Source organism: Stenotrophomonas sp. RIT309 (genome assembly GCF_000632045.1).
Classification (GTDB): domain Bacteria; phylum Pseudomonadota; class Gammaproteobacteria; order Xanthomonadales; family Xanthomonadaceae; genus Stenotrophomonas; species Stenotrophomonas indicatrix.
In genome coordinates, this window is the sequence record NZ_JFYS01000033.1 from 1 (window position 1) to 15,934 (window position 15,934).

A 15,934-nucleotide genomic window follows, 5' to 3' on the forward strand; every position below is an offset into this window, starting at 1 on the left:
CACCCGGCCCTTGACAGTTTCCTGTGGCCTGCACCGCAGGAAGAGAAAGAAGAAGAGCGAAAAGCAACAGCAACAGCCGCGTGCCGACCCCTTCGTGCTTTCCGATACACCTCATCCACGCACGGCGTGGATCCACCAACCGTCATCGGGAAATTGTCGGAGGCGGGGAGGGGGCAGCTGGCGGGACCGTCCACGGCATGGATGCCGTGGCCGAGCCTACAGGGACGTACTTGCGGCGTGTCCCGCCAGCTGCCCCCCTCCCCGCCAACCAAGCAACAACCCAGAGCCGCTCTGGCTTTTGCAGTTGCTTTTGCAGTTGCCTCGGCGGGCGCCGGGCAGCCGCCCGGCCGATCACCCCTGCAACTGCAGCCGCTCACGCAGCAGCGGCACCAGCCAATCCAGGAACACCTGCACACGTTGCGCGCGATGCTGCCGGTGCGGCAGCAACAGGGTCACCGGCAGCGGCTGCGCCGCGTACTGGGGCATCACTTCCACCAGCACACCGGTTTGCAGTTCGGCCTGTACGTCGTAACGCGGAATCTGCAGCAGTCCCAGCCCTGCGACGCAGCAGGCAATCGACGCCTCGGCGCTGTTCACCCGCACCCAGCCGGGCATCGGCAGCGTGCGCAGCTGCGCGCCGTCCTGCCATTCCCACGGCTCCACCCGCGCCGTGGTCGGCGACGCATAGTTCACCGCGCGGTGCTGCTGCAGGTCGGTGGGGTGCTGCGGTACGCCGTGCGCGTGCAGGTACGCCGGCGCGGCAACGTTGACGAAGTCCAGCTGGCCCAGCGTGCGGGCCACCAGGCTGGAGTCACCCAGCTGGCCCACCCTCAGCACCGCATCGCAGCCGTCCTCGATCAGATTCACCGCGCGATCGGTCATGCCCAGGTCCAGCTCGACCTGGGGGTGCCGTGCGAAGAAGTCCGGCAGCGCCGGGGCGATGATGCGGCGGCCGATCCGGCTGGGTACATCGATCTTCAACAGGCCACTCGGCTGTGCGTCGTCCTGGCGGAACAGCGACTCGGCGTCTTCCACCTCGGCGATCAGGCGCAGGCAGCGCACGTAGAAGGTGTCGCCATCGTGGGTGGTGGAGACCCTGCGGGTGGAGCGCTGCAGCAGGCGCGTGCCCAAGCGCTGCTCGAGTTCCGCCACAGCCGCTGAGACGGTGGAGCGGGGCAGGCCGAGCTGGTCGGCGGCGCGGGTGAAGCTGGTGCACTCCACCACGCGGGCAAAGATGCGGAAACGCTCGATCCGGTCCATTGTTCGCCCGATCTGGAAAGTTAAGTCAATGTTGCGGTCTTTATCCTCAATTTCTGCACGATATCGTCGTTGGCACAGGGTTGCCAGCCCGGCAGCCTCTTCCCGAGACCGATGCCATGACCGACCACCGTATCCAGGGCAAGACCGTGCTGATCGCCGGCGGTGCCAAGAACCTCGGCGGGCTGATTGCCCGCGACTTCGCCGAACAGGGCGCCAAGGCCATCGTCATCCACTACAACAGCGCCGCCACCCAGGCCGACGCGGAGGCGACCGTTGCGGCGGTGCAGGCCGCAGGTGCCAAGGCCGTGGCGTTGCAGGCCGATCTGACCTCGGCCGCTGCGATGGAGCGTCTGTTCGCCGACGCGGTCGCCGCCGTCGGTCGCCCCGACATCGCCATCAACACCGTCGGCAAAGTGCTGAAGAAGCCGATGCTGGACATCAGCGAAGCGGAGTACGACCAGATGAGCGCGGTCAATGCGAAGACGGCCTTCTTCTTCCTCAAGGAGGCAGGACGCCATGTCAACGACGGCGGCCGCATCTGCACGCTGGTCACGTCGCTGCTGGGCGCGTTCACGCCGTTCTATTCCAGCTACGCGGGCACCAAGGCGCCGGTGGAACACTTCACCCGCGCGGCATCGAAGGAGTTTGGCGAGCGTGGGATCTCGGTGACCGCGATCGGCCCCGGGCCGATGGATACGCCGTTCTTCTATCCGGCCGAGAGTGCCGATGCGCAGGCCTACCACAAGACCGCCGCGGCGCTGTCGGCGTTCACCCGCACCGGCCTGACCGGTATCGCCGACATCGTGCCGTGGATCCGTTTCCTGGTGACCGACGGTTGGTGGATGACCGGGCAGACCATCCTCGTCAATGGCGGTTACACCACCAAGTAGAGGCACGCGAGACTTGGGTTCGCGCAGTAGATCCCCAAGTGGACAGCTTCAGGGCGTTCACGGGCACAATAGCGGGCTGTCCCGGGGCCGGAGAGCCTGCATGTTCCCTCGCACGATCCGCGCTTGCGTGCTGATGCTGGTTGCCTGCTGCGGTCATGCCGATGCAAAGCCGGCGCAGACGGAAGCCCTGCGCTTCCAGCAGAACCTGCTTGCCGTGCTCGAATGCCGTGCCAGTGCAGATACCCGGCAGACCGTCGCCAGCACCCTGCGGGCGGCACGTTACGGCGATCCGGCCGGTCGCCCGTTGCATCTGCGTGACTGGCATTTCGAGCAGGCCGGAGACGCCGACGCTGCTTCGGTGACGGTCATCGATATGCCGGTGCCGTTGACCGCGCAGGGCGTCCGGACCCAGCGCGTATTCGCAGACGCGCAGGGGTTGTCCATTGCCATCGATGCTGCAGCGCGTGATCGTATCGTTGCCCGCCATGGCCTGCAGCTGCAGTCGAGCACGCTGCGTGAACCTTTCCGGGTGTGGTCCGCACGATCGGTTGATGGCAACACGTCGGCCCCGTCGATCATGGTGAGCAGCGATGGCGACGGCTATCGGTTGGGATGTACTGCCGCAGCTGCCAGCACGCAGGGAACGTTGCCACTGGATCGGCAGCAGCGTGCAGATGCCAATGACCTCACAGCGGCCATCGTGTGCCGTGCCGACGATGCGGCCCTGCGCCGCGTCGGGCGCTTGCTGCAGCAGGTGATGGAACAGCCGCAGGGCGAATGGCCGGCAGAGGTGCACGCAGTGTCGGCACCCACGCATGCGATCAACGGCACGGTGCTTCCCGTCTTCCAGATCGAACTGCAGACGCCGCTGCAGATCCAGGGCATCGCCACCGACAAGGTGCTGGCCGCACCGGCCGGCCTGTTCGCTGCAGACCTTGGCAGAATCAACGTGGCAAGCGTGTTGCTCGATGCCGGTCTGACAACTGCTCACCAGCAGGCCGGCGTGCAGGTCTGGCAACGCGAAGCATCGCGCAGCGGCTTGCCTTCAGGCAGCATCCGAATCCATGAACGCGTGGTGGCCAGAGCTGACGACGGCACTGTCCTGACCGGATGCAGCAGCTCGCAGATGCGCGCGGCTGCGAGCGATCCGCAGAGCGCGAACATCCCGCACTGAGTGAGTCAGTGCGGGATGCGCAGAGAGAACGGGCACCGGACGCCGTCCGGTACCCCGATCACTCATCCCAGTTTGGCCAGCACCGCGTCGGTGGCCGTCGCCGTGCTCACCGCGTGGCCCTTGGCGGCCAGGTCTGCGGTGAACACGCCATCGTCCAGCACCGCGTGCACCGCCGCTTCCACCGCTGCTGCTTCGTCTTCCAGCCCCAGCGAATGGCGCAGCAGCATTGCCGCGCTGAAGATCGTTGCGTACGGGTTGGCGATGCCCTTGCCGGCGATGTCCGGTGCCGAGCCGTGGATCGGCTCGTAGATACCCACCGCACCCGGCTCGCCCAGCGATGCCGATGGCAGCAGGCCCAGCGAACCGGCCAGCATCGAGGCCTCATCGGTGAGGATGTCGCCGAACATGTTCTCGGTCACGATCACGTCGTACTCGCGTGGCTTGGCCAGCAGATGCATCGCCATGGAATCGACCAGCTGGTGTTCCAGCGCCACGTCCGGGAATTCCTCGCGGCCGATGCGCGCGGCCACGTCACGCCACAGGCGTGAGGTTTCCAGCACGTTGGCCTTGTCCACCGAAGTGACCTTGCCGCGACGCTGCTGCGCCAGCCGGAAGGCACTGCGCAGCACACGCTCGATCTCGGCCACGGTGTAGCGGCACAGATCGCTGGCGCTGTCGGCATCGCGGGTCTTGTCGCCGAAGTAGATGCCGCCGGTCAGTTCGCGCACCACGACGAAGTCCACGCCCTGCAGCAGCTCGGCCTTGATCGGCGAGGCGTGGAGTGCGGCTTCATGGGTGCGCACCGGACGCAGGTTGGCATACAGGCCCAGCGCCTTGCGGATCGCCAGCAGGCCCTGTTCCGGGCGGACCTTGGCGTTCGGGTCGGACCACTTCGGCCCGCCCACGGCGCCCAGCAGCACAGCATTGGCGGCCTGGCAGGCGGCCAGGGTCGACGCCGGCAGCGGTTCGCCGTGGCGGTCGATGGCGATGCCACCGATGTCGTGCTCGCTGAAGGTGAAGGTGTGGTTGAAGCGCTTGGCGACGGCGTTCAGAACGGCGACCGCGGCGGCGGCCACTTCCGGGCCGATGCCATCACCGGGCAGGACAACAATTTCAGCGTGCATGCTCACTCTCGTAACGTTCGATTTCAGGGACACGGCCCAACAGATAGCCCAGTTGATCGACGCCTTCCAGCAGGCAGGTCTGCGAGAAGCCGTCCAACGGGAAGGAGTAGACGCGGCCATCGGGCGTGCGCAGCTCGCGCGCCGCAACGTCGATGGTCAGCTCATCGTCAGGGCGCTGCATCAGCAGCTGCACGTCGGCCTCGTCCAGTACGATCGGCAGCAGGCCGTTCTTCAGCGAATTGCCGCGGAAGATGTCGGCGATCTCGCTGCTGACGATGGCACGCAGGCCGAGATCGGTCAGTGCCCACGGCGCATGTTCGCGCGATGAGCCGCAGCCGAAGTTGCGCCCGGCCAGCAGGATGCTGCGGCCGGCATTGTGCGGTTGGTTGAAGGCGAAGTCCGCCACGGGCGAGCCATCGGCCTGCCAGCGCCAATCGTTGAACGCATTGCGGCCCAGGCCAGCACGTTCGGTGGTGGACAGGAACCGCGCCGGAATGATCTGGTCGGTGTCGATGTTGGTCTGGCGCAGCACCACGCTGGCCGAGCTCAGGGTGCGGAAGCCGCTCATCAGGCCACCTCCTGGGCGAACAGCTCACGGGCATCGGCGACGTGGCCCTGCACCGCGGCCCAGGCAGCACTCATCGGCGAGGCCAGCAGCGTGCGCGAGCCCGGGCCCTGGCGGCCTTCGAAGTTGCGGTTGCTGGTGCTGACCGCCAGCTGGCCGGGGGCGACCAGGTCACCATTCATGGCGATGCACATCGAACAGCCCGGCTCGCGCCATTCGGCGCCGGCCGCGCGCACGATCTCATGGATGCCTTCGGCCTCGGCCTGGCGCTTGACGATTTCAGAACCAGGCACCACCAGCATGCGCACGCGCTCGGCGATGCGACGGCCACGCAGCACCTGTGCCACTTCGCGCATGTCGCTCAGCCGGCCATTGGTGCAGGAGCCGACGAACACCACGTCCACGGGCGTGCCGGCCAGCGTCTGTCCCGCCTGGAAGTGCATGTAATCCAGGCCCTTCTGCGCGGCGGCATCGTTGGCCGCCGGGATCGGCGCATCCACCGCGATGGCGGTGCCGGGGTGGGTGCCCCAGGTCAGGGTCGGGCGGATATCGGCGGCATCGATGTGCACCTCGCTGTCGAAGCGCGCGCCTTCATCGCTGCGCAGCTGCGTCCAGCGGGCAACGGCAGCGTCGAAGTCGGCGCCCTTGGGGCCACGCGGCGTATTGGCGACGAAGTCGAATGTCACCTGGTCGGGCGCGACCATGCCGGCGCGTGCACCGGCTTCGATCGACATGTTGCACAGGGTCATGCGCTGTTCCATGTCCATCGCTTCGATGGTGCTGCCGCGGAACTCGATCACGTGACCGGTGCCACCATTGACGCCGATCACGCCGATGATGTGCAGGACCACGTCCTTGGCGCCGATACCCGGCGCGACCTTGCCATCGACGGTGATCGCCAGCGTCTTCGCCTTGCGCTGCAGCAGGCACTGCGTGGCCAGCACATGGCCGACTTCGCTGGTGCCGATGCCGAAGGCCAGCGACCCGAATGCGCCGTGGGTGGAGGTGTGGCTGTCGCCGCAGACGATGGTCATGCCCGGCTGGGTGAAGCCCTGTTCCGGTGCGATCACGTGGACGATGCCGCGGTTGTCCGAGGCCATGTCGAACAGTTCGATGCCGTGCTCGGCGCAGTTGCGCGCCAGCATCGCGACCTGTGCTTCGGAGGCGGCACTGGCGTAGGGCAGCGTACCGTCGGCAGCGGCCGGCAGGGTCGGCGTTGAATGGTCCATCGTGGCCTTGGTCCGATCCGGACGGCGCGGCTTCAGGCCACGCTCGCGCAGCTCGGTGAAGGCCTGCGGCGAGGTCACTTCATGGATCAGGTGCAGGTCGATATACAGCACGGCGGGCGCGCTGTCGGTTTCTGGAACCACCACGTGGGCGTCCCACAGTTTGTCGTACAGGGTGCGGGGTGCGGAAGTCATGCGTTTGCCTGGCAGGAGTACGGAGTAACGGGCATCGAAGAGAAAGTAACAGGAGCAGGTCAGCGGCGCCGCGCGAGCACGCGCAGGCGCACGTAGTCGGCCAGCGGCTGGCCGGCGGCATTGCGCGGCAGGTCGGCCAGCAGGGCAGTGGCGGCATCGCGCACCGTGGCGCGCGCCTCGGCCGGCAGGTCGTCCAGAAGTGGAGCGGCGAATACCCGCAGCCAGCCGGCAACGCCGGTCGGCAGCGCGGTCGGTCGCGGCAGGCATTCGATCAGCTGCACCTGGAAGCCATGCTGGCGCAGGCGGTCTGCGTAGGCATCGGCGGTGGGGAAGTACCACTGGAATGCGCTGGCACCATGGCCATGGGCGACGCGCGCGGCCTGCACGGCGGCAGTGATCGTGGCCACGTTGCCATGGCCGCCGAACTCGGCGACCAAGCGCCCGCCGGGGCGCAGGGCGCGGCGCACGCCCTCCAGCACGCGATCCGGGTCGGGCATCCAATGCAGGGCGGCGTTGCTGAACACCGCATCGAACGCACCGTCGAAGGCCAGGGCGTGGCCGTCCATCACCTGCGCATCGACGCCCCGCGCACGCGCGGCGATCACCATTTCCGGCGAGGCATCGACGCCCTGCATATGTGCGCCGCTGAGGGCCAGTTCGGTGGTGAGCACGCCATCGCCACAACCCAGGTCGAGAATGCGCTCACCGGCACGCGCATCGAGCAGGCGCGCAACGGCGCCACCGAGGGTCGGCACGAAGCCGGCATCGATCGCATAGTCCTGGGCATTCCACTGCTGGCCAGCGCTGCTGGTGGTGGTTGCGGTGTCGAAGGCGCTCATCTCACATTCCTCAGGCAGTGGCGGTGGCAGGTGATTCAGTACTGATGCCGGCGTTGGCCTGGCGCTGGCGCAGCAGACGGTTGGCCACGTCCAGCCAGGCCAGCGCGGACGCTTCGATGATGTCCTTGCTGGTACCGGTGCCGTCGTACTCCACGCCCTCGTGGCGCACGCTCAGGTTGGCCTCGCCACGCGCGTCGGCGCCGATGCCGACGCTGTGCACGTGGTAGCTGTCCAGCATCAGCTGCACGCCGGTGGCGGCCGACAACGCGCCGAACAGCGCATCGACGGGGCCGTCGCCCTGCGCGGTCTCGGCCACGCGGTTGCCGTCCGGGTCGGACAGTTCGACCAGCGCGTTGGCGCGGCTGCCGACATCGCTGATGGTCATCGAAGCCAGACGGTAGCCCTGGGCATTGGAGCCGCCCTGCATCAGCGTCTGCAGGTCGGCATCGGTGACAACACGCTGCTGCTCGCACAGTCCCTTGAACTGCTCGAACACCAGCTTCAGCTCGTCTTCTTCCAGCCAGAAGCCCAGTGCGCGCAGGCGTGCTTCGACGGCAGCGCGGCCACTGTGGCGGCCCAGCACCATCTGCGAATCTTCCCAGCCCACGTCTTCCGGACGCATGATTTCGTAGGTTCCGCGGTGGCGCAGCATGCCGTGCTGATGGATGCCCGACTCATGGGCGAAGGCATTGGCACCCACGATGGCCTTGTTGCGCTGTACCGGCATGCCGACCAGGCGCTGCAGCAGCTGCGAGGTGCCGACGATGCGCGGGGTGTCGATGGCGGTGTCCTGCTCGTAGAAAGCCTGGCGCACCTTCAGCACCATCGCGATCTCCTCCAGCGAGCAGTTGCCGGCGCGCTCACCGATGCCGTTGACGGTGCATTCGACCTGGCGCGCGCCGCCTTCGATGGCGGCCAGCGAGTTGGCCACGGCCAGGCCCAGATCGTTGTGGCAGTGGGCGCTGAAGATCACGTTGGCTGCGTTCGGCACATCGGCGACGCCAGCGATGACCTGCTGGAACATCGTGCGGATCTCTTCCGGCGTGGTGAAGCCGACGGTGTCGGGCAGGTTGATGGTGGTGGCGCCGGCAGCGATCGCCACGCGCGAGACCTCGATCAGGTAGTCCAGTTCGGTGCGGGTGGCATCCTCGGCGGAGAACTCCACGTCATCGATGTAGGAGCGGGCCAGCGCTACGTGCCTGCGTACCGATTCCAGTACCTGCTCGCGGGTCATCCGCAGCTTGTGCTCACGGTGCAGCGGGCTGGTCGACAGGAATACATGCAGGCGCGGGTTGGCAGCGGCTTCCAGCGCACGCGCCGAGGTTTCGATGTCGGCCTGCAGGCAGCGCGACAGCACCGCCAGGCTCAGGCTCGGGCGGCGCAGTTCGCGGCCGATCAGGGCCATCGCTTCGCGGTCGGACTGCGAGCTGGCCGGGAAGCCGGTCTCGATGATGTCCACGCCCAGTTCGTCCAGCGCACGCGCCATCACCAGCTTCTGCGGCGGGCTCATGCTGCAGCCGGGGGACTGCTCGCCGTCACGCAGGGTGGTGTCGAAGATGCGGATGCGCGGGGTGGTAATTCGTTCGATGGTGGTCACAGGGAACTCTCCTCGACAGCGGGTGCGACGGCTTGCAGGGGGGAAGGGGAAGGCGTGGGAAAAGCGGTGGCGATCGCCTTGCCGGGCGAGCGCGGGGTTTCTGCCCGGCGCCGGCGCGGCTTGCGTGGCGGGCGTGGGCGGATGTCGGTGAGCAGGCCGGCGAGCACGCCGGCGTCGATGTTGCCGCCGGAGACCACCGCGCACTTGCGGCGCCCGGCGACGCGACGGCCGGCGGCCAGTGCCAGCGCACCGGCGCCTTCGGCGATGATGTGTTCTTCCAGTGCCAGCCGCACCAGGGTCTCGCGCAGCTCGGCTTCGCGCACGATCACCACGTCGTCCAGCAGCGAGGTACACAGGCGACGGGTCAGGAAACCGGGGATCTTCACCCGCACCCCATCGGCCAGCGACGCCACGGGATTGATCTCGCGCACGTCGCCGCGGATCGCGCGGGCCATCGAATCGACCCCCTCGACCTGCGCGCCGACGATGCGCACGCCCTGCGATTTCAGCGCCAGGGCGACGCCGGATGCCAGGCCGCCACCGCCGATCGGTACGATCACCACGTCCGGCGCGTGTGCGGCCAGCTCGATGCCGACGGTGCCCTGGCCGGCGATGACATCGGCATCGTCGAAGGCGGACAGGAAGCGGTAGCCGTGGCGCTGCGCCAGTTCGACGGCGAACGCATAGGCCTCGTCATAGCTGTTGCCGTGCTGGCGCACCGTTGCACCCCAATGGGCGACGCCAGCGATCTTGGTGGCCGGTGCGCCATGCGGCATCACGGTGATGGCCGGCACATCCAGGCGATAGGCGGCCCAGGCCACGCCTTGGGCGTGGTTGCCGGCCGAGGCGCAGATCACCGGCCGGGTATCGCCACGTTCGCGGGCGGCCAGCAGGGCATTGAGTGCGCCGCGCACCTTGTACGAGCCGGTGCGCTGCAGGTTTTCCAGCTTCAGCCAGGTGCCGAAGCGCTCGGCATGATGCAGCGGCGTGGGCGGCAGGAAGCGGCGCAGGCGGGCCTGCGCAGCCAGTACGTCGGCAACGGTTACGTCGCCGACATCGCTTTCCTTGCTGGCGTCAGCGGCCGGCATGGGCCACCAGCAGGGTGTTGCCGACCACCGCATGCGGGCACGGGCGGCGAAGAAGACGCCTCCGTACCGGCACCGTGTTGCATACGGTACGGGCGTTCATGCGGATGCTCCTTCCAGTGCGGTCATCTGCACCGAAACGCAGTCGTAGATCTTTTCCATCTGCCGGCACAGCGTTTCCGGCGGGCGCTGGCTGTCCACCACCAGTTGCAGGTGCCAACGACCATCATCGGCGGCCACCGGCGCACCGGTGATCGCGCGCGGCGCGAAACCGCGGCGTTCGGCCATGCCGATCACGCGCAGCAGCGCGCCCTCGGCCGGTTGCAGCACCAGGTCAAGCCGGTATTGCATTGGGGATCTCCTGGCGTGCATGTGCAGGGTTGCTTTCCAGCATGGTGCTGTTGGCGGTATTGGGCGGTACCAGCGGCCACACGTTCGCGCGTGCATCGATGGCCACGTGCAGCAGGGCCGGGCCGGGTTCGGCCAGCAGCGCGGCCAGGCCACCTTCGACGTCATCACGTGCGTCGATGCGCGTGGCCGCGATGCCGAACACCTTGGCCAGGGCGACGAAGTCCGGGTTGTCGGACAGGTCGATCTCGCTGTAACGCTCGGCAAAGAACAGTTCCTGCCACTGCCGCACCATGCCCAGCGAATTGTTGTCCAGCAGGATGATCTTCACCGGCAGGCGGCAGCGGGCGATGGTCGCCAGCTCCTGCACGTTCATCATGAAGCTGCCATCGCCGGAGACCAGCACCACCGTGCGCTCGGGGCAGGCGAACTGCGCACCCATCGCCGCCGGCAGGCCGAAGCCCATCGTGCCCAGTGCGCCGCTGGTCAGGTGGTTGCGCGGATGAGTGAAGCGGCAGTGCTGCGCAACCCACATCTGGTGCTGGCCGACGTCGCAGGCAACCACCGTATCGGCCGGCGCCAGTTCGCTCAGGCGCTTCAGCAGCGCCGGGGCGTAGATGTGCTGGCCAGGTGCGTCGTAGCGCGCGGCGAAGCGATCGCGATGCTGGGCGCAGCGCTTGCGCCATGCGTCCTGGTGGGCCTTGGGGGAGGGGAAGGCCGCACGCAGGGCGCGGATGGCGTGGCCGACGTTGCCGGGCACGGCGACATCGGCGCTGCGCAGCTTGGAGATCTCGTACGCATCGGCATCGATGTGCACCACGCGGGCAAACGGTGCGAACTCGGCCAGCTTGCCGGTCGCCCGATCATCGAAGCGCGCACCCAGCACCAGCAGCAGATCGCTTTCCTGCACGGCCATGTTCGCCGCGCGGGTGCCGTGCATGCCCAGCATGCCCAGCGACTGCGGGTGCTGGGGAGGCAGCGCGCCCAGCCCACGCAGGGTCATCACGGTGGGGATGGCGCTGGCTTCGACGAATTCGCGCAGGTCCTGCACGGCATCGCCCAAGGCGATGCCACCACCGGCGTAGACCACCGGCTTCTCGGCTGCCGCCAGAGCCGCGATGGCCTCGGCGATGGCCGCGTCGGCGGGGGCCGGCGGCGGTTCCACATTGGCCGGCACATGCGCCGGCAGGTGGCTGGCATCGGCCAGCTGCACGTCTTTGGGCAGATCGATCAGCACCGGGCCGGGACGGCCTTCGCGGGCGATGCGGAAAGCATCGGCCACCACGCGCGGCAGGTCATCGACGCTGCGCACCAGCCAGCTGTGCTTGACGATCGGCATCGTCAGGCCGAACACGTCCAGTTCCTGGAACGCATCGGTGCCCAGCAGCGGCGTGGCCACCTGGCCGGTGATGCAGACCATCGGCACCGAATCGAGCATCGCATCGGCGATGCCGGTGACCAGGTTCGACGCGCCCGGCCCGGAGGTCGCCACGCAGACGCCGACCTGGCCACTGGCGCGCGCAAAGCCGTTGGCGGCCAGTGCCGCGCCCTGCTCATGGCGCACCAGGATGTGCTTCAGCGACGAATCCACCAGCGCGTCGTAGAACGGCATGATGGTGCCGCCCGGATAGCCGAACAGCGTACGGACACCCTCGGCCTCCAGCGCCTGGGTCAGCCAGCGCGCGCCGTTGGGCGGCGCGCTGCGGTGTGTGGGAGAGTTCATGGGGGAACCTTGCAGAGCGGGTGGGGGTGCCGCGTTGTTACGCGGCTTGACCTTGCAACCAGACCATCTTGGCGCGCAGTTCCTTGCCTACCTTCTCGATCGGGTGCTCCAGGTCGGCCTGCTTGAACTTGTTGTAGTTCGGCAGGCCCGCTTCGTACTCGGCCACCCAGTTCTTGGTGAAGGTGCCGTCCTGGATGTCCTTCAGCACTTCCTTCATGCGCGCCTTGGTACCGGCGTCGATCACCCGCGGGCCGCTGACGTAGTCGCCGTACTGCGCGGTCTCGGAGATGAACTCCAGCATCCGCGAGATGCCGCCTTCGTAGAACAGGTCGACGATCAGCTTCAGTTCGTGCAGCACTTCGTAGTAGGCGATTTCCGGCTGGTAACCGGCTTCGACCAGCGTCTCGAAGCCCGCCTGCACCAGTGCCGAAGCGCCGCCGCACAGCACCGCCTGCTCGCCGAACAGATCGGTTTCGGTTTCTTCCTTGAAGGTGGTCTGGATCAGGTTGGCGCGCGCACCACCCAGGCCGGCCGCATAGGCGAGCGCGTACTCGGCGGCCTTGCCGCTCTTGTCCTGGTAGACCGCCCAGATGCATGGCACACCGCGGCCGATTTCATATTCGCGACGGACCAGTGCACCCGGGCCCTTCGGTGCGACCAGCACGACGTCCAGGTCTTCGCGCGGCTTGATCATGTCGAAGTGCACGTTCAGACCATGCGCGAACAGCAGCACCGCGCCCTGCTTCATGTTCGACGCCAGCACGTCCTCGTACAGCTTCTTCTGCACCATGTCCGGGGTCAGCACCGCGACCAGGTCGGCATCCTTCACCGCATCGGCCGGTGCCTTCACGGCGAAGCCATCGGCCTGTGCCTTGACCTCGGTGGGGCCGCCCGGACGCAGGCCTACCACCACATCGAAGCCGGATTCACGCAGGTTCAGCGCGTGCGCGCGGCCCTGGCTGCCGTAGCCGATGACGGCGATCTTGGTCTGGGGCAGTTCGTTGGTGCTCATGGGGGAGGTTCCTTGCGGGTGGGAAGAAAAAAGACGGCCGGCAGTCGAAGCGACGTACCGGCCGGTCAGGGAAAAGCGGGGAGGGCAGCGCCGCGCATCGCACAGGTACTGCCACCACGAGAGTTCGTGGTGCAGCAGGTCCAGGTTGTGGAGGAGGCGGTGGTCATGGTGGTTGCGTCTGAAACCAGGTCCTGAAATGAAAAAACCCGCACCTGGGCGGGTGCGGGTTTTTGAAGAGTTCCGGTGTGTTTGTTGCTTACACGCTGGCTCGTCCCGCACCTGTTGGTTGGGTAATAAGTACGAGCACAAGAATCGAACGCAGCGAGGCGGCGCCGGTATTGGCGGCTTCGATGTGGGTTCGCGGTGGTGTGTTGTGATGCAACATGTGATCGAGAAAACCACAGCCATTTCCGCTGTGTCAACCCTAGCAGCACTATTTCCGTCAGTTTCCGCTGCATGCAGTGCAATCGCTTGTGGCACAAGGATGGTTGCTGCTGAAAGTGTTTCGGTGAACCCGAATTCACTCTTTTCAACGGGTTTTTTGCGCGGATTCCGGCGATACCAGCTGCGCTCGCCGGGTCGTGCAGCGCCCGGTGTGCCGCGGGAGGTTCCGCGCGCATTGCGATGCGTTCGTGGCAATGGCGCCCGTGGCTCCATGAGGCGCCCCATGACCTATGCCCGATGGCCCCCGGTCGCGGTAGCGGCGAAGATCCGGTCACCACCCCTTCCCTCGGAACCTGACCGTGTCCCGACGTCTTGCCCGTTCCCTGCTGGCAGCTGCCGTGCTGGCTGCCGTGCCCATGCTGTCCCAGGCCGCCGACCGCATTACCGGCCACACCTTCGCCACCCGTTCGGAGGTGATCGCCCCGCATGCGATGGCCGCCACCTCGCAGCCGCTGGCTACCCAGATCGCGCTGGACGTGATGAAGGCCGGTGGCTCAGCCGTCGATGCCGCCATTGCGGCCAACGCAGCGCTGGGGTTGATGGAGCCGACTGGCAATGGCGTCGGCGGCGACCTGTTCGCCATCGTGTGGGACCCGAAGACGCAGAAGCTCTACGGCTACAACGGCTCGGGCCGTTCGCCGAAGTCACTCACCCTGGCCGAGTTCCAGCGCCGTGGCCTGAAGGAGATCCCCGCGACCGGCCCGCTGCCGGTATCGGTGCCGGGCGCGGTTGATGGCTGGTTCGCGCTGCACGAGCGCTTCGGCCGCAAGCCGATGGCCGACAACCTGGCCCCGGCCATCCGCTACGCGCGCGACGGTCATCCCGTTGCCGAAGTGATTGCCTATTACTGGGATCGCTCGGTGCCGAAGCTGTCGCAGTATCCGGGTTTCAAGGAACAGTTCACGATCGATGGCCACGCGCCGCGCAAGGGCGAGATGTGGAAGAACCCCAACCTTGCCGACACCCTGCAGAAGATCGCCGACGGCGGCCGTGATGCCTTCTACAAGGGCGACATCGCCCACACCATCGGCGATTACTTCAAGAAGAGCGGCGGCTACCTGAGCTACCAGGACATGGCCGACCATCATGGCGAGTGGGTCGAGCCGGTCAGCAGCAACTACCGCGGCTACGACGTGTGGGAGCTGCCGCCCAACAGCCAGGGCATCGCCGCGCTGCAGATCCTCAACGTACTGGAAGGCTACGACTTCTCGAAGATTCCGTTCGGCTCACCCGAGCACGTGCATCTGTTCGTGGAAGCAAAGAAGCTGGCCTTCGCCGACCGTGCGCGCTTCTACGCCGACATGGCGTTCCAGCCCGCGCCGGTACAGAAGCTGATTTCCAAGGAGTACGCAGCGCAGCGTCGCACGCTGATTTCGATGGACAAGGCGCTGAAGGAAGTGCAGCCGGGCACGCCCAAGCAGCTGGAAGAGGGCGACACGATCTACATGACCGTGGCCGATGCCGACGGCATGATGGTGTCACTGATTCAATCCAACTACCGCGGCATGGGCAGCGGCATGGCCCCGCCGGGGCTGGGCTTCATCCTGCAGGATCGCGGCGAGATGTTCGTGCTGCAGAAGAACCATCCCAACGGCTACGCACCGGGCAAGCGTCCCTTCCAGACCATCATTCCGGCCTTCATCACCAAGGGCGGCAAGCCTTATGCAAGTTTCGGCGTGATGGGCGGTGCGATGCAGCCGCAGGGGCACGCACAGATCGTGATGAACCTGGTGGACTTCGGCATGAACCTGCAGGAGGCCGGTGATGCCCCCCGCATCCAGCATGAGGGATCGACCGAACCGACCGGGCAGGCGACGGCGATGACTGATGGTGGCGAGGTCAATCTGGAAACCGGGTTCCCGTACGAGACGGTGCGGGCGCTGATGCGCAAGGGGCACCGGGTGGTGTTCGCCGATGGTCCGTATGGCGGTTACCAGGCGATCCTGCGTGATCCGGAAACCGGCGTGTATTACGGCGCGTCGGAGAGCCGCAAGGATGGGCAGGCGGCGGGTTACTGAGGTTTCCCGGCCAACGGGCAGAGCCCCCTCTGCGGTGTTGGCAGCAATGCTGTGGTTGGCCGGGTGGGTAGGTTGCCTGGGGGACGCCGCAAGTACGTCCTTGTAGGCTCGGGCGCGCCATCCATGGCGCTCACGCCCCCAGCCAACCTACCCACCCGGCCACGGACAGTTTCCGTGGCCGCCGCCGCAGGAAGAGAAAGAAGAAGATCAAAAGCAAAAGCAACAACAACAGCCGCGTGCTGATGGTTGGGGTCGGATCCGTTTTCCTCTGGAAAACGGATCCGACCCCACCTTGTTTTCCGATACACCTCATCCACGCATGGCGTGGATCCACCAACCGTCACCGGGAAATTGTCGGGGGCGGGGCGGTGTGGGTGGGCAGGACCGTTGGCGCCATGGATGGCGCCATCGAGCCCCCAGGGATGGGTTTACGG

General features: G+C 66.9%; 13 protein-coding genes. 3 read left to right on the plus strand and 10 right to left on the minus strand.

Features of this window, described 5'->3' with window-relative positions:
- Window positions 1–351: 351 nt before the first annotated feature.
- Window positions 352–1,260 carry a LysR family transcriptional regulator gene (locus BW38_RS05490; RefSeq protein WP_032977264.1) on the minus strand — a complete coding sequence of 303 codons (909 nt, stop codon included), beginning with the start codon at window positions 1,258–1,260 and terminating at the stop codon, window positions 352–354.
- 116 nt (window positions 1,261–1,376) lie between these two features.
- Between BW38_RS05490 and BW38_RS05485 the strand changes: the two genes are divergently transcribed.
- Entirely contained in the window at window positions 1,377–2,150 is a 774-nt protein-coding gene (locus BW38_RS05485) for an SDR family oxidoreductase (protein WP_032977266.1), read from the plus strand.
- A 100-nt stretch (window positions 2,151–2,250) separates the two neighbouring features.
- Window positions 2,251–3,324, plus strand: a complete 1,074-nt coding sequence (locus BW38_RS05480; RefSeq protein WP_032977267.1) for a hypothetical protein — start codon at window positions 2,251–2,253, stop codon at window positions 3,322–3,324.
- A gap of 62 nt (window positions 3,325–3,386) precedes the next feature.
- Here BW38_RS05480 and leuB read toward each other — a convergent pair whose 3' ends face one another.
- The 9 genes from leuB to ilvC all read right to left on the minus strand — a co-directional run bounded on the left by leuB (window position 3,387) and on the right by ilvC (window position 13,038).
- Window positions 3,387–4,448, minus strand: coding sequence for a 3-isopropylmalate dehydrogenase (leuB, locus tag BW38_RS05475; protein ID WP_025874144.1), 1,062 nt, complete (start codon window positions 4,446–4,448; stop codon window positions 3,387–3,389).
- Window positions 4,438–5,016: a 3-isopropylmalate dehydratase small subunit gene (gene leuD / locus BW38_RS05470; RefSeq protein WP_032977269.1), complete on the minus strand. Its 579-nt coding sequence runs from the start codon at window positions 5,014–5,016 to the stop codon at window positions 4,438–4,440. Before leuD ends, leuB begins: the two co-directional genes overlap by 11 nt.
- Window positions 5,016–6,434, minus strand: a complete 1,419-nt coding sequence (gene leuC, locus BW38_RS05465; RefSeq protein WP_025874146.1) for a 3-isopropylmalate dehydratase large subunit — start codon at window positions 6,432–6,434, stop codon at window positions 5,016–5,018. Before leuC ends, leuD begins: the two co-directional genes overlap by 1 nt.
- Window positions 6,435–6,493: 59 nt before the next feature.
- Window positions 6,494–7,273: a class I SAM-dependent methyltransferase gene (locus BW38_RS05460; protein ID WP_032977270.1), complete on the minus strand. Its 780-nt coding sequence runs from the start codon at window positions 7,271–7,273 to the stop codon at window positions 6,494–6,496.
- Between the two features lie 10 nt (window positions 7,274–7,283).
- Window positions 7,284–8,870: a 2-isopropylmalate synthase gene (locus tag BW38_RS05455; protein WP_025874148.1), complete on the minus strand. Its 1,587-nt coding sequence runs from the start codon at window positions 8,868–8,870 to the stop codon at window positions 7,284–7,286.
- A complete protein-coding gene (locus BW38_RS05450; RefSeq protein WP_032977272.1) occupies window positions 8,867–9,958 on the minus strand; it encodes a threonine dehydratase in 1,092 nt (363 codons plus the stop codon). Before BW38_RS05450 ends, BW38_RS05455 begins: the two co-directional genes overlap by 4 nt.
- A gap of 96 nt (window positions 9,959–10,054) precedes the next feature.
- A complete protein-coding gene (locus BW38_RS05445; RefSeq protein ID WP_025874150.1) occupies window positions 10,055–10,306 on the minus strand; it encodes an ACT domain-containing protein in 252 nt (83 codons plus the stop codon).
- The gene (gene ilvG / locus BW38_RS05440; RefSeq protein ID WP_032977274.1) at window positions 10,290–12,026 is read right to left on the minus strand and encodes an acetolactate synthase 2 catalytic subunit; all 1,737 of its coding nucleotides are present in this window, start codon (window positions 12,024–12,026) and stop codon (window positions 10,290–10,292) included. Before ilvG ends, BW38_RS05445 begins: the two co-directional genes overlap by 17 nt.
- Window positions 12,027–12,063: 37 nt before the next feature.
- Window positions 12,064–13,038, minus strand: coding sequence for a ketol-acid reductoisomerase (ilvC, locus tag BW38_RS05435; RefSeq protein WP_032977276.1), 975 nt, complete (start codon window positions 13,036–13,038; stop codon window positions 12,064–12,066).
- A gap of 800 nt (window positions 13,039–13,838) precedes the next feature.
- Here ilvC and ggt point away from each other — a divergent pair.
- Entirely contained in the window at window positions 13,839–15,500 is a 1,662-nt protein-coding gene (ggt, locus tag BW38_RS05430; protein ID WP_081794592.1) for a gamma-glutamyltransferase, read from the plus strand.
- Window positions 15,501–15,934: the final 434 nt, after the last annotated feature.

Excerpts from the sequence above, each read along its gene's own strand:
- BW38_RS05490 (WP_032977264.1), bottom strand. The coding sequence starts at position 1,260 with ATGGACCGGATCGAGCGTTTCCGCATCTTTGCCCGCGTGGTGGAGTGC.
- BW38_RS05485 (WP_032977266.1), top strand. The coding sequence starts at position 1,377 with ATGACCGACCACCGTATCCAGGGCAAGACCGTGCTGATCGCCGGCGGT.
- BW38_RS05480 (WP_032977267.1), top strand. The coding sequence starts at position 2,251 with ATGTTCCCTCGCACGATCCGCGCTTGCGTGCTGATGCTGGTTGCCTGC.
- leuB (WP_025874144.1), bottom strand. The coding sequence starts at position 4,448 with ATGCACGCTGAAATTGTTGTCCTGCCCGGTGATGGCATCGGCCCGGAA.
- leuD (WP_032977269.1), bottom strand. The coding sequence starts at position 5,016 with ATGAGCGGCTTCCGCACCCTGAGCTCGGCCAGCGTGGTGCTGCGCCAG.
- leuC (WP_025874146.1), bottom strand. The coding sequence starts at position 6,434 with ATGACTTCCGCACCCCGCACCCTGTACGACAAACTGTGGGACGCCCAC.
- BW38_RS05460 (WP_032977270.1), bottom strand. The coding sequence starts at position 7,273 with ATGAGCGCCTTCGACACCGCAACCACCACCAGCAGCGCTGGCCAGCAG.
- BW38_RS05450 (WP_032977272.1), bottom strand. The coding sequence starts at position 9,958 with ATGCCGGCCGCTGACGCCAGCAAGGAAAGCGATGTCGGCGACGTAACC.
- BW38_RS05445 (WP_025874150.1), bottom strand. The coding sequence starts at position 10,306 with ATGCAATACCGGCTTGACCTGGTGCTGCAACCGGCCGAGGGCGCGCTG.
- ilvG (WP_032977274.1), bottom strand. The coding sequence starts at position 12,026 with ATGAACTCTCCCACACACCGCAGCGCGCCGCCCAACGGCGCGCGCTGG.
- ilvC (WP_032977276.1), bottom strand. The coding sequence starts at position 13,038 with ATGAGCACCAACGAACTGCCCCAGACCAAGATCGCCGTCATCGGCTAC.
- ggt (WP_081794592.1), top strand. The coding sequence starts at position 13,839 with ATGCTGTCCCAGGCCGCCGACCGCATTACCGGCCACACCTTCGCCACC.